Below are 12,103 nucleotides of genomic sequence, written 5' to 3' on the forward strand. Positions count from 1 at the left end.
ATCGCGGGTTCCACTAGGCCGGGCCGCAGGCGCCCTCACGACATGAACTCCATCCAGATCGGTGTGGTCATGGGCTCCAGCAGCGACTGGGAGACCATGCAGCACGCAGTTGCCATTCTTCAGCAATTTGGCATCGCCCATGAAGCCCAGGTCGTCTCGGCCCACCGCATGCCCGACGACATGTTCGCCTACGCCGAGGCCGCTGCCGGCCGTGGCCTGAAGGCCATCATCGCGGGTGCGGGGGGCGCTGCCCACCTGCCCGGCATGATTGCCGCCAAGACCGTGGTGCCCGTGCTCGGCGTGCCCGTGGCCAGCCGCCACCTGCAGGGCGTGGACTCGCTGCACTCCATCGTGCAGATGCCCAAGGGCGTGCCCGTGGCCACCTTTGCCATCGGCGCGGCCGGTGCGGCCAATGCGGCCCTGTTCGCCGTGGCCCTGCTGGCCAATGAGGACCCGGCCCTGCGGGCGAAGCTCGAAGCCTTCCGCGCCGAGCAGACCGCCGCAGCGCGCGCGATGACGCTTCCCCCGGTGGCCGTATGAGCGCAGATGTGATCCTGCCGGGCGCCACGCTGGGCGTGCTGGGTGGCGGCCAGCTGGGCCGCATGTTCGTGCAATCGGCCCAGGCCATGGGCTATTTCACGGCCGTGCTCGACGCCGACCCGACCAGCCCTGCCGGCCTGGTCAGCCACCACCACATCCGTACCGGCTACGAAGACCCGCAGGGTCTGGCCGAACTGGCGCGCCTGTCGGCCGCCGTCACCACCGAATTCGAGAACGTGCCCGCCGCGGCGCTGAACCTGCTGGCCGCCCAGCGGCCGGTCTCGCCGGCTGGCTCGTCCGTAGCCATTGCCCAGGACCGCGCCCAGGAGAAGGCCCACTTCGTGCGCTGCGGCGTGCCCTGCGCGCCCTATGCGGTGATCGAGACGCCGGCCCAGCTGGCGGCCGTGCACGCCAGCCTGCTGCCCGGCATCCTCAAGACCGCGCGCATGGGCTACGACGGCAAGGGCCAGGTGCGCGTGAAGAACGCCGCCGAGCTGGCCACCGCCTGGGAGCAACTGGGCCGCGTGGCCTGCGTGCTGGAAAAAATGCTGCCGCTGGCCCATGAATGCTCGGTCATCGTGGCGCGCGGCCGTGACGGCTCCATGGTCAACCTGCCCGTGCAGCGCAACCTGCACCGCGAGGGTATCCTCTCCGTCACCGAGGTCTACGAAGGCAACCTGCCCCAGGCCCAGGTCGAGCAGGCGCTGGCCGCCGCACGTTCCGTGGCCGACGGCCTGGACTACGTGGGCGTGCTCTGCGTCGAATTCTTCGTGCTGCAGGACGGCATGCTCGTGGTCAACGAGATCGCGCCGCGCCCGCACAACAGCGGCCACTACAGCCAGAACGCCTGCGATGTCTCGCAGTTCGAGCTGCAGGTGCGCTGCATGACCGACCTGCCGCTGACGCAGCCGCGCCAGCACAGCCCGTCCATCATGCTGAACCTGCTGGGCGACCTGTGGTTCAAGGACGGCGAACAGGCCAAGGCGCCGGCCTGGGACCAGGTCCTGGCCCTGCCCGGCTGCCACCTGCACCTGTACGGCAAGCACGACGCCAAGCGCGGCCGCAAGATGGGCCACCTGAACGTCACCGGCCCCACGCCCGAGGCCGTGCGCTCCACCGCCCTGCAAGCCGCTGCCATCCTGGGTATAGAGCCGTTCTGAAGGCCCGCGCGATGATTCTTGATGGAACGCTGGCGGCCTCTGTCCAGGCCGCCGCACAGGCGCTGCAGCGCGGCGAACTGCTGGGCCTGCCCACGGAAACCGTCTATGGCCTGGCGGCCGATGCCGACAACGACGCGGCCGTCGCGCAGATCTTCACCGCCAAGGGCCGGCCGCCCAACCATCCGCTCATCGTGCATGTGGCCGACAGCGGCGCCATCACGCGCTACGCACGTGAAGTGCCGCTGTTCGCGCAGCAGCTGATCGACGCCTTCTGGCCCGGCCCGCTGACCCTCATCCTGCCGCGCCTGCCCCAGGCCGCCCGGGCCTCGACCGGCGGCCAGGACAGCGTGGGCCTGCGCTGCCCCTCCCACCCCGTCGCCCATGCCGTGCTGGCCGCCTGCCAGCAGTTGCAGCCGCCCGTCTGGGGTGTGTCGGCGCCCAGCGCCAACAAGTTCGGCCGCGTCAGCCCCACCACGGCGGCCCATGTGGCCGACGAGTTCGGCGACACGCTGCTGGTGCTGGACGGCGGCGCCTGCGAAGTGGGGATTGAATCGACCATCGTGGACTGCACGCGCGGCGTGCCCGTGCTGCTGCGCCCCGGCGCCATCACGCGCGACGATATCGAGCGCGCCTGCGGCCAGCGCCCCCTGTCCAAGGACGAGCTGCTGGAGAACACGCCACGCGCCTCCGGCACGCTGCTGGCCCACTACGCGCCCAACGCCAAGGTCCGGCTCATGGATGCAAGGCAGCTGCAGGCCGGGCTGGACGTGCTGGGCGCCGACGCCCGGAACCTGGCCGTCTACCACCGCGCACCGCTGCGCACCGCCTCGCGCGCCGTCACGCTTCGCGCCATGCCCGCCGACGCCGCCGCCACCGCGCGCGAGCTGTTCGGCGCCCTGCGCGACTTCGACGAGATCGGCGCCCAGCTGATCTGGATCGAGACCCCGCCCGACACGCCGGACTGGGAAGGCGTGCGCGACCGGCTGCTGCGCGCGGCGGCTGCGGGATAGAAGAGGCCCCCCCGGGGACTGCAGTGCCGCATCGGGCATCAACCCGCGCACCTGTCCAACGGCGTGCGGCGCAGGAACAGGCGCCGTTCCAGGCCTTTGAATGGCAGGAGTTGCTAGAATCGCGCTACACAATCCCTTCGCGGTGTCATTCAGTTGGCTCAGGCTTAGGGCGAAAAGGCCACCGCAAGGTGGTCTTTTCATTGGTGGATTGGACATTGACCAGAACAACCATCTACATCGACGGCTACAACCTCTACTACTCGCGGCTCAAGGGCGCGCCGTACAAGTGGCTGGACATTGCTGCGCTGTTTCGTGATCGCATCCTGCTGCCGCAAGACCCTGGCGCAGAGGTTGTCGCCATCAAGTACTTCACGGCTCCCGTCAAAGCCTCGTACGCCCGGCATGGCGAGGCATCGGTCCAGGCACAGACCCAGTACCTTCGCGCCCTGCAGGCACGAGACCCTGGCCTGATCCAGATCGTCAACGGCTTCCACGTCTTCGAACCCACATCCCTGCCGAGCTATCAAGCGGGCGCCAACCCGAGCAAGAACAACGTGTCGCGCGTCTGGATGATCGAAGAAAAGCAGACCGACGTGAACCTTGCGCTGCACGCCTACCGTGATGCAGTACGTGGCGAATGCGACCAGTTGGTGATCTGCTCCAACGACAGTGACGTGGAACCCGCACTGCGCATGCTGCGCGAGGACGTGCCCGCCGCCAGGCTGGGGCTGGTCATGCCATTGCGCGACAGGACCGCAGCAGACGGCAAAGTGCCCAACAAGCGCTTGACGGCGTTGGCGCACTGGGTTCGCCATCACATCAGGGACGACGAGCTGGCGCAATCGCAGTTGCCGCTGAACGTGCAGACGCGGAAAAAACCAGCCGGCAAGCCTGCGCATTGGTGAACCCCCACAAAGCGGCCCTGGGCGGAACGCTGCCGCCTAGGACCTCTTCACCGAAGGCTCGTACGCCAGCTCCATCCGGTAGGCCAGCGCCAGGAACAGCGACTGCGCCAGGGTGAGCGTGCTGGTCAGGGAGCGAAAGCCGAAGGTGGCCGCGTCCTGGGCCAGCAGGGTAACGGTGGCGCGGGATGCCAGGGGGCTGAGCTGGCTGTCGGTCAGCGCCAGCAGGCGCGCGCCGCGTGCCAGGGCCGCGTCCACCACCTCCAGCGTTTCGGGCGCATAGGGCTCGAAGGAGACGGCCAGCATCACGTCGCCGGGCGACAGCGCGCGCAGCTCGCCCTTTTGCATGGCGCCCAGGCCGTGCAGCCAGTGCACGGGCTTTTCGGTGTGCTGCAGCGCATAGGCCAGGTAGGCGCCCACGGGGAAGGCCCGGCGCGAGGCGGCCAGCCACAGCGAGGGGGCATCCAGCATGAGGTCCACCGCCGCCTCGAACTGCTCGGGCGGCAGGCCGCGCTGCAGGGCCTGCAGGCTTTCGATGCTGCCTTCGATGACCTCGTGCGCCAGGCGCGCGCTGCTGCGTGGCTCGTTGCCCGAGGCGATCAGGCCCCGGATGCGGTCCTGGTAGTCATGCTGGGCCGAGAGCTGGCGCGCCGCATCGGCGCGGAACAGCGCCTGCAGTTCCGAGTACCCCGAGAACCCGAAATGCTTGGCAAAGCGCACCACGGCCGAAGGCTGCACGCCACATTGCTCGGCCGTGGCCTGGATGCCGTCGAAGGCCAGGCGATCGCCCTGCATTTCCACATGGCGGCCGATGGCCTTGAGCTGGCGGCTCAGGGCCTCGAAGCCTTCGCGCAGCACGGTGAGGAAGGCGGCGCGGTCGGCGTAGGGGCCGGCCAGCGAGGGGGCGCCTGCATCGCCAAGGGCTTTTCTATTTTTCATATATATGGAAAACTTTTTCTATTTCGATCTATGATCGCATGCACGCAACGATTATGGACAGGCCCGCACGCGGGTGTCCGCAACGCACAGGCCTATGACGATGAGCATGCTGAACTTTCCCTCCGACCGGCCGCTGGACGTGGCCTGCCTGGGCCGACTGGCCGTGGACCTTTACGCGCAGCAGATCGGCTGCAGCCTGGAGGAGGCCAGCAGCTTTGCCAAGTACCTGGGTGGCTCCTCGGGCAACATGGCTTTCGGCACGGCGCGCCTGGGGCTGCGCTCGGCCATGATTTCGCGCGTGGGCGATGAACAAAATGGCCGCTTCCTGGTCGAGACGCTGCGCCGCGAGGGCTGCGACACCAGCCAGGTGCAGGTCGATGCCCAGCGCCTGACCGGCATGGTGCTGCTGGGCATCAAGGACCAGGAGACCTTCCCCCTGCTGTTCGCCCGCGAGAACTGCGCCGACATGGCCCTGGACGCCGAGGCCATCAGCGAGGCGTTCCTGGCCCGCTGCCGCTGCCTGGCCATCACGGGCACCCACCTGAGCGCACCCGGCGTGCTGGCCGCCAGCCGCAAGGCACTGGAGATGGCAGGCCGCCACGGCCTGGTGCGCGTGCTGGACATCGACTACCGGCCCGTGCTGTGGGGCCTGGCCGGACGGGGCGACGGCGAGACGCGCTATGTGGCCAGCGCCGAGGTCAGCCGCAGGCTGCAGGCCGAGCTGGGCCAGTTCGAACTCATCATCGGCACCGAGGAGGAATGGCTGATCGCCGGCGGCGTGGAGGGCGACCTGATCGCCAGCCTGCGCCGCGTGCGCGAATGCAGCCGCGCCGTCTTCGTGGTCAAGCGCGGGCCGCTGGGCTGCTCGCTGATCGAGGGCGAGGTGCCCGATGCGATCGCCGATGCGCCCACGGTGCTGGGCGAGCGGGTGGAAGTGCTCAATGTGCTGGGCGCGGGCGATGCCTTTGCCTCGGGCCTGCTGTCCGGGCTGCTGCGCGGCAAGAGCCTGGAGGAATCTGCGGCGATTGCCAACGCCTGTGGCGCCATCGTGGTCTCGCGCCATGGCTGCGCGCCGGCCATGCCCACGCAGGCCGAGCTGGCGCACTGGTTCTCGGGCCACCGCCATCCGCGTCCCGACCAGGACCCCGAGCTGTCCCACCTGCACCGCGTCAGCCGCGCGCGGCCGCAGTGGCCCGCGCTGTGCGTGCTGGCCTATGACCACCGCAGCCAGTTCGACGATCTGGCGCGCGAGGCCGGCGCAGCGCCCGCGCGGCTGCGCCCGCTCAAGCGGCTGATCAACGAGGTGGTCGCCCAGGTCGAGCGCGATCCGGGCAACGCGGGCCGCATGGGCGTGCTGATCGACGGCCGGCACGACCTGGGCGAGGCCGCGCTGCACGACGCCACGGGACGCGGCTGGTGGATCGGCCGGCCCATAGAGCGGCCGGGCTCGCGCCCGCTGCGCTTCGACGGCACGGACTCGCTGGCTTCCGAGCTGCTGCACTGGCCGCAAAGCCATACCGTCAAATGCCTGGTCTTCTACCACCCCGACGACACGCCCGCACTGCGCGCCGAGCAGGATGCCTGGCTGCAGCAGGTCTGGACCGCCACGCGCGCCAGCGGCCATGAATTGCTGCTGGAAGTGATCCCGCCAAAGGACACGCTGGCGCCCGACGACCGGGGCGAGGCCGTGCTACGCGCCATACGCCATTTCTACGACCTGGGCCTCAAGCCCGAATGGTGGAAGGTCGGCACCATGGCGCGCGAGAACTGGGAGGCGCTGGACGCCCTGGTGAACGAACGCGACCCCTGGTGCCGGGGCGCCGTGATCCTGGGGCTGTCCCAGCCCGTGGAGCAACTGGTGCAGGGCTTTGCCCAGGCACGGGCGCCCGTGGTCAAGGGTTTCATGATCGGCCGCAGCGTCTGGGCCGGTCCGGCCCTGCAGTGGCTGCGCAACGAGCTGGACGACGCCGCGCTGCGCGATGCCGTCGCCGCCAACTTCCGCGCGCTGATCGCGGGCTGGGATGCCAGCCGCGTGGACGCGCGCCAGGACATCACCGAAGGAGCTGCGGCATGAGCCTGCTCGTCAAGGCCGCGCCCGGCCGCATCGTCACCGACATCACGCCCGCCAGCGCGGGCTGGAAGCACATCCACTTCAAGGCGCTGCAGCTGCAGGCGGGCGAGCAGGAGGAGCTGTCCACGGGACCGCTCGAATACTGCATCACCGTGCTCACCGGCCAGGTGGACGTGCAGGTCGGCAGCCAGGCGTTCAGCGCCCTGGGCAGCCGCGCCAGCGTGTTCGAGGAGAGTGCGCCCACGGCCGTCTACGTGCCGCCCGGCCAAAGCCTGCGCATCACGGCGCGCGGCCCGGCCGACATTGCCTTGAGCGCCGCACCCGCCACGGGCCGCCACGCCACGCGCGTGATCGCCCCCGAAAGCATGCGCCGCAGCGTGCGCGGCCAGGGCAGCAACACGCGCCATGTCTGCGACATCCTGCCCGAGACCGAGGCGGCCGAGTCCCTGCTGGTGGTCGAGGTCATCACGCCCGCAGGCAACTCGTCCAGCTATCCGCCGCACAAGCACGACAGCGCCGACCCCGCCGCGCCGGACGCCGAGACCGTGCTGGAGGAAACCTACTTCCACCTGCTCAACCCCAGCCAGGGCTTTGCCTTCCAGCGCGTCTACACCGATGACCGCAGCATCGACGAAGCCATGGCGGTGGAGCATCGCGACACCGTGATGGTGCCGCGCGGCTACCACCCCTGCGTGGCCCCGCACGGCTACGACCTCTACTACCTCAACACCATGGCCGGGCCCGAGCGGCGCTGGGCCTTCCGCAACGACCCCGCGCATGAATGGATGCTGCGGCCGCGCTGACGCACGGCGCAACAGACGCCCATAAAAACCACCGGAGACAAAAAAATGCTGTTCAACCCAATGGCCCTGCACCGCAAGGCCTGGCTTTCCTGCGCCCTGCTGACGCTGGGCATGGGCACCGCCCAGGCGCAATCCGCCCCAGCCCCGTCCTCCCAGGGTGCGCCAGCCTGGCCCACCCAGCCCGTCAAATGGGTGGTGCCCTACGCACCGGGCGGCACCACCGACGTGATCGCGCGCCAGCTGGCCGTGCAGATGGGCAAGGACCTGGGCCAGCCCGTGGTGGTGGACAACCGTCCCGGCGCGGCCAGCATCATCGGTGCCACGCTGATCGCACGCGCCCCGGCCGATGGCTACACGCTGGGCACGGCCGACTCGGGCACGCTGGCCTTCAACCCCGCCATGTATGCGCGCCTGAGCTATGACGCGGGCAAGGACTTCAGCTACATCGGCGGCCTGGGCCGCATGCCGCTGGTGCTGGCCGTGCATCCGTCCTTCCCCGCGAAGAACGTGCAGGAATTCCTGGCCATGGCGCGCAAGGAGCCGGGCGGCATCTCCTCGGCCTCGTCGGGGCCGGGCTCGCCGCTGCACGTGGCGCTGGAGCTGTTCAAGCAGCGCACGGGCACCCAGATCCTGCACGTGGCCTACAAGGGCTCGGCCCCGGCGCTGCAGGACCTCATGGCCGGCCAGATCCAGTCCATGTTCGTGGACCTGCCGCCCAGCATCTCGGCCATCCGCGCGGGCAAGCTGCGCGTGCTGGCCGTGGCCACGCCCCAGCGCCTGCCCATCCTGCCCGACATACCCACCATGGCCGAGGCCGGCGTGCCCGGCTTCGAAGCCTATGCCTGGCAGGGCTTCGTCGGCCCCGCCCACCTGAGCCCTGCGCTCACCGAGCGCCTGAACAAGAGCCTGGCCACCGCCCTGCGCCACCCCGAGACGCGTGCCAAGCTCGAAGAGATCGGCATACAGCCCATGGAGATGACGCCGCAGCAGTTCGCAGGCTTCGTGCGCTCGGAACAGGCGCTGTGGAGCGGCGTGATCAAGGCGGCCCAGATCAAAATGGATTGAAGCGCAGCAGCGACAAAAGACACTTAGAACAGATTCCGGAGACAACATGACCACCGCATCCCGCCGCCATTTCATCCGCTCACTCGGCGCCCTGGCCGCAGCGCCCGTCCTGCCCGCCGTGGCACAAGCGCCTGCCGGCGCCTGGCCCCAGCGCCCCATCGAACTCATCGTGCCCTTCGCTGCAGGCGGCGGCACCGACGTGCTGGCACGCGCGCTGGCCGAGGTGGCGCGCAAGCACCTGCCGCAGGACCTGATCGTGCTCAACCGCGCAGGCGCCAGCGGCGCCGTGGGCTGGACCGAGCTGGCCAATGCCCGGCCGGACGGCTACAAGATCGGCATCATCACCGTCGAGCTGACCATGATCCCGCACATGGGGCTGACCAAGATCAGCTCCGACGCCCTGCTGCCCGTGGCCCGCCTGAACGCCGACCCCGCCACCATCGCCGTGCGTGCCGACTCGCCCTATCGCAGCATCGAGGAACTGATCGCCGCCGCGCGCAAGGACGAGGCCGCCGTGCGCATCGGCAATGCCGGCCCGGGCTCGCTGGGCCACCTGGCCGCCGCCGCGCTGCAGGACAAGGCGGGCGTGAAGTTCAACCACGCGCCCTACCGCGGCGCCAACCCCGCCGTGCTCGACCTGCTGGGCGGCCACATCGAGGCCGTGGCCGTCACGCCCGTGGAGGTGGCCACCTATGTGGCGGCCGGCAAGATCCGCCCGCTGGCCATCATGGCCGAGCAGCGCATACAGGCCGGCTGGGAAGCCGTGCCCACGCTCAAGGAGCGCGGCATCGACCTGCTCATCGGCGGCTGGCGCGGCCTGGCCGTGCCCCGCAACACGCCCGACGCCGTGGTCCAGACCCTGCGCAAGGCCATGGCCCTGACCCTCAAGGACCCCGTCCTGCGGGAAACCATGGCCAAGCAGAACATGGGCGAGGGCTACCTGGACCAGCCCGAATTCAAGGCCGTGATCGACCGCGACAACGCGGTGTTCAAGCAGTTGGTGGACAAGCTGGGGATCAAGGCCTGAGGGCTCGCCCTCAGCGGATGAACCCCGCCGCAAACGACTCCCGCAGAAAGTCCACGAACACCGCCACCGCGCGCGGGACGTGGCTGGCGTAGGGGCGGATGGCGAACAGCTGTTCGCCGAAGGCGTCGACGGGCCGCCAGCCGGGCAGGACTTCGCTCAGGTGGCCGGAGGCCAGGCCCGATTGCGCGCTGAAGTCCGGAACCAGGGCGATGCCCAGGCCGGCCAGTGCCGCGTCGCGCAGGATTTCGCTGTTGTTGGCGGCAAAGCCGCCGGTCACGGGAACGACGACGCGCACGCCGTCCACGCCGGCGTCGCGGGGAACGAAGCTCCAGGCCGGGGCACCCTGGGTGCGCGGATAGTGCAGGCAGTGGTGCGCGGCCAGGTCCTGCGGCGTGGACGGGGTGCCGTGCGCGGCCAGGTAGTCCGCGCTGGCCACGAGCAGCGAGCGCGTGGGCGCCAGCGCCCAGGCCACATGGGTTTCGGGCGGCGCCGTGACGTGGCGTATGGCCAGATCAAACCCTTCCAGCGCCAGCGAGCGTATCTGGTCCGATAGGTCCAGCTCCAGCCGAATCTGCGGATGGGCACGCAGGAAGGCCGGCAGGCGCGGCATGAGTTGCTGGCGCGAAAAGGCCAGCGGCGCCGTCACGCGCAGCAGGCCGCGCGGTGCGGCAGCCAGGTCGCGCACGCCGGAGAAGCTGTGGGCAATGTGCTCGAAGGCACCGCGCGTGTCGTCCACCAGGCGCTGGCCCGCTTCGGTCAGGCGCACGCTGCGCGTGGTGCGGGTGACCAGGGCGATGCCGGCTGCACGCTCCAGTTCGGCCACGCGCTGGCTCATGGCCGCCTTGCTCACGCCCAGGCGCGCGGCGGCCGAGGTGAAGCTGCCCTGCTGCTCCAGTACGACCAGCCAGTGCAGGTGGCTCCACAAGGCCTCGGCCTTGGCATCGGGTTTTTCATTTGCCATGCATGGATTGTTCAGCAAATTGAACAATCAATTCAAGCGCAGCGCCTAGGCAGGCAGAAAGCGCACTTCTAGACTGCCTGGCATGAACACCGCAAACACCTCCTTCGCTTCCATCGTCCACTACGTCAACGGCCAGCGCACGGCAGGTGCCAGCGACCGCGGGCAGGACGTGACCAACCCGGCCACCGGCCAGGTCACGGGCCGCGTGGCCCTGGCCTCGCGCGCCGATATCGATGCCGCCGTGGCTGCGGCCAAGGCGGCCTTCCCGAAGTGGGCCGATACGCCGCCCATCCGCCGTGCACGCGTGCTGCTGCGCTTCCTGGAGTTGCTCAACCAGCACAAGGACGAGCTGGCCCATGCGATCACGGCCGAGCACGGCAAGGTCTTCACCGATGCGCAGGGCGAAGTCAGCCGCGGCATCGACATCGTGGAATTCGCCTGCGGCATTCCGCAGCTGCTCAAGGGCGATTTCACCGACCAGGTCTCCACCGGCATCGACAACTGGACGCTGCGCCAGCCCCTGGGCGTGGTCACGGGCATCACGCCCTTCAATTTCCCGGTGATGGTGCCGATGTGGATGTTCCCGGTGGCCATTGCGGCGGGAAATACCTTCGTGCTCAAGCCCAGCCCCATCGATCCCACACCGTCGCTGCTGATCGCCGACCTGCTCAAGCAGGCGGGCTTGCCTGACGGCGTGTTCAACGTGGTGCAGGGCGACAAGGAGGCGGTGGACGCGCTGATCGAGCATCCCGACGTGAAGGCCGTGAGCTTCGTGGGCTCCACGCCCATTGCCAACTACATCTACGAGACGGGCGCGCGCCACGGCAAGCGCGTGCAGGCCCTGGGCGGCGCCAAGAACCACATGGTGGTCATGCCCGATGCCGATATCGAGCAGGCCGTGGACGCGCTGATCGGCGCCGGCTACGGCTCGGCCGGCGAGCGCTGCATGGCCATCAGCGTGGCCGTGCTCGTGGGCGACGTGGCCGACCAGCTGCTGCCGCGCCTGATCGAGCGCACCAAGGCGCTGAAGGTGCTGGACGGCGAGGACCTGGCCGCGGAAATGGGCCCCATCGTGACGCGCGCCGCGCACGAGCGCATCAGCGGCTATATCGACCTGGGCGTCAAGGAAGGCGCGCAGCTGCTGGTCGATGGCCGGGGCTTCGACGGCAAGGCGGCCGGCGCCGCCACAGGCACGGACACCTCGGGCGGCTTCTGGCTGGGCGGCACGCTGTTCGACCATGTCACGCCCGACATGCGCATCTACAAGGAAGAGATCTTCGGCCCCGTGCTGGCCGTGGTGCGCGCCAAGGACTTCGCCGAGGCCGTGCAGCTGGTCAACGACCATGAGTTCGGCAACGGCGTGGCCTGCTTCACGCGCGACGGCAATGTGGCGCGCGAGTTCGGCCGCCGCATCGAGGTCGGCATGGTCGGCATCAACGTGCCGATTCCCGTTCCCATGGCCTGGCACGGCTTCGGCGGCTGGAAGCGCAGCCTGTTCGGCGACATGCACGCCTATGGCGAGGAAGGCGTGCGCTTCTATACCCGCCAAAAGAGCATCATGCAGCGCTGGCCCGAGAGCACGCCCAAGGGCGCGGAATTCGTGATGCCCACGGCCAAGTAGGCGC

11 protein-coding genes are annotated in these 12,103 nt (G+C 69.4%); 9 read left to right on the forward strand and 2 right to left on the reverse strand.

The annotated features are described in order from the left end of the window. The first annotated feature begins 42 nt into the window (after positions 1-42). From purE to PO605_RS04635, 4 genes are all read left to right on the forward strand, one after another. Positions 43-540, forward strand: a complete 498-nt coding sequence (purE, locus tag PO605_RS04620) for a 5-(carboxyamino)imidazole ribonucleotide mutase (RefSeq protein WP_047470696.1) — start codon at positions 43-45, stop codon at positions 538-540. After that, a complete protein-coding gene (locus tag PO605_RS04625; protein ID WP_272206145.1) occupies positions 537-1,700 on the forward strand; it encodes a 5-(carboxyamino)imidazole ribonucleotide synthase in 1,164 nt (387 codons plus the stop codon). The genes purE and PO605_RS04625 overlap by 4 nt, the downstream gene beginning before the upstream one ends. Positions 1,701-1,711: 11 nt before the next feature. Continuing rightward, a complete protein-coding gene (locus PO605_RS04630; RefSeq protein WP_047326340.1) occupies positions 1,712-2,710 on the forward strand; it encodes an L-threonylcarbamoyladenylate synthase in 999 nt (332 codons plus the stop codon). A gap of 215 nt (positions 2,711-2,925) precedes the next feature. Continuing rightward, positions 2,926-3,615: an NYN domain-containing protein gene (locus tag PO605_RS04635; RefSeq protein ID WP_272206146.1), complete on the forward strand. Its 690-nt coding sequence runs from the start codon at positions 2,926-2,928 to the stop codon at positions 3,613-3,615. A 36-nt stretch (positions 3,616-3,651) separates the two neighbouring features. Here the strand turns inward: PO605_RS04635 and PO605_RS04640 are convergent, their stop codons facing one another. After that, the gene (locus PO605_RS04640) at positions 3,652-4,551 is read right to left on the reverse strand and encodes a MurR/RpiR family transcriptional regulator (RefSeq protein ID WP_047470703.1); all 900 of its coding nucleotides are present in this window, start codon (positions 4,549-4,551) and stop codon (positions 3,652-3,654) included. Positions 4,552-4,651: 100 nt separating this feature from the next. Between PO605_RS04640 and PO605_RS04645 the strand changes: the two genes are divergently transcribed. The 4 genes from PO605_RS04645 to PO605_RS04660 are packed head-to-tail and all read left to right on the forward strand — an operon-like array spanning position 4,652 to position 9,517. Beyond that, positions 4,652-6,625 carry a bifunctional 5-dehydro-2-deoxygluconokinase/5-dehydro-2-deoxyphosphogluconate aldolase gene (locus tag PO605_RS04645; RefSeq protein ID WP_047470705.1) on the forward strand — a complete coding sequence of 658 codons (1,974 nt, stop codon included), beginning with the start codon at positions 4,652-4,654 and terminating at the stop codon, positions 6,623-6,625. Beyond that, complete coding sequence (iolB, locus tag PO605_RS04650; protein ID WP_047470706.1) at positions 6,622-7,425, forward strand: 5-deoxy-glucuronate isomerase; 804 nt, start codon at positions 6,622-6,624, stop codon at positions 7,423-7,425. The genes PO605_RS04645 and iolB overlap by 4 nt, the downstream gene beginning before the upstream one ends. Positions 7,426-7,470: 45 nt before the next feature. Further along, the gene (locus tag PO605_RS04655) at positions 7,471-8,490 is read left to right on the forward strand and encodes a Bug family tripartite tricarboxylate transporter substrate binding protein (RefSeq protein WP_082001514.1); all 1,020 of its coding nucleotides are present in this window, start codon (positions 7,471-7,473) and stop codon (positions 8,488-8,490) included. Between the two features lie 46 nt (positions 8,491-8,536). After that, on the forward strand, positions 8,537-9,517 hold the full coding sequence (locus PO605_RS04660; RefSeq protein WP_016452035.1) for a tripartite tricarboxylate transporter substrate binding protein: 981 nt from the start codon (positions 8,537-8,539) through the stop codon (positions 9,515-9,517). Between the two features lie 10 nt (positions 9,518-9,527). On the opposite strand, the gene PO605_RS04665 is transcribed toward PO605_RS04660, so the two are convergent. Beyond that, the gene (locus PO605_RS04665; protein WP_016449120.1) at positions 9,528-10,478 is read right to left on the reverse strand and encodes a LysR family transcriptional regulator; all 951 of its coding nucleotides are present in this window, start codon (positions 10,476-10,478) and stop codon (positions 9,528-9,530) included. An 82-nt stretch (positions 10,479-10,560) separates the two neighbouring features. Between PO605_RS04665 and PO605_RS04670 the strand changes: the two genes are divergently transcribed. After that, positions 10,561-12,099, forward strand: a complete 1,539-nt coding sequence (locus tag PO605_RS04670) for a CoA-acylating methylmalonate-semialdehyde dehydrogenase (protein ID WP_047470711.1) — start codon at positions 10,561-10,563, stop codon at positions 12,097-12,099. The last annotated feature ends 4 nt before the right edge of the window (positions 12,100-12,103 follow it).

Origin of the sequence: Delftia sp. DT-2 (genome assembly GCF_028401915.1) — a bacterium.
GTDB lineage: Bacteria > Pseudomonadota > Gammaproteobacteria > Burkholderiales > Burkholderiaceae_C > Comamonas > Comamonas tsuruhatensis.

Bases quoted from the DNA above. Each gene is read 5' to 3' on its own strand.
- purE (WP_047470696.1), top strand. From the start codon at position 43: ATGAACTCCATCCAGATCGGTGTGGTCATGGGCTCCAGCAGCGACTGG.
- PO605_RS04625 (WP_272206145.1), top strand. From the start codon at position 537: ATGAGCGCAGATGTGATCCTGCCGGGCGCCACGCTGGGCGTGCTGGGT.
- PO605_RS04630 (WP_047326340.1), top strand. From the start codon at position 1,712: ATGATTCTTGATGGAACGCTGGCGGCCTCTGTCCAGGCCGCCGCACAG.
- PO605_RS04640 (WP_047470703.1), bottom strand. From the start codon at position 4,551: ATGAAAAATAGAAAAGCCCTTGGCGATGCAGGCGCCCCCTCGCTGGCC.
- PO605_RS04645 (WP_047470705.1), top strand. From the start codon at position 4,652: ATGAGCATGCTGAACTTTCCCTCCGACCGGCCGCTGGACGTGGCCTGC.
- iolB (WP_047470706.1), top strand. From the start codon at position 6,622: ATGAGCCTGCTCGTCAAGGCCGCGCCCGGCCGCATCGTCACCGACATC.
- PO605_RS04655 (WP_082001514.1), top strand. From the start codon at position 7,471: ATGCTGTTCAACCCAATGGCCCTGCACCGCAAGGCCTGGCTTTCCTGC.
- PO605_RS04660 (WP_016452035.1), top strand. From the start codon at position 8,537: ATGACCACCGCATCCCGCCGCCATTTCATCCGCTCACTCGGCGCCCTG.
- PO605_RS04665 (WP_016449120.1), bottom strand. From the start codon at position 10,478: ATGGCAAATGAAAAACCCGATGCCAAGGCCGAGGCCTTGTGGAGCCAC.
- PO605_RS04670 (WP_047470711.1), top strand. From the start codon at position 10,561: ATGAACACCGCAAACACCTCCTTCGCTTCCATCGTCCACTACGTCAAC.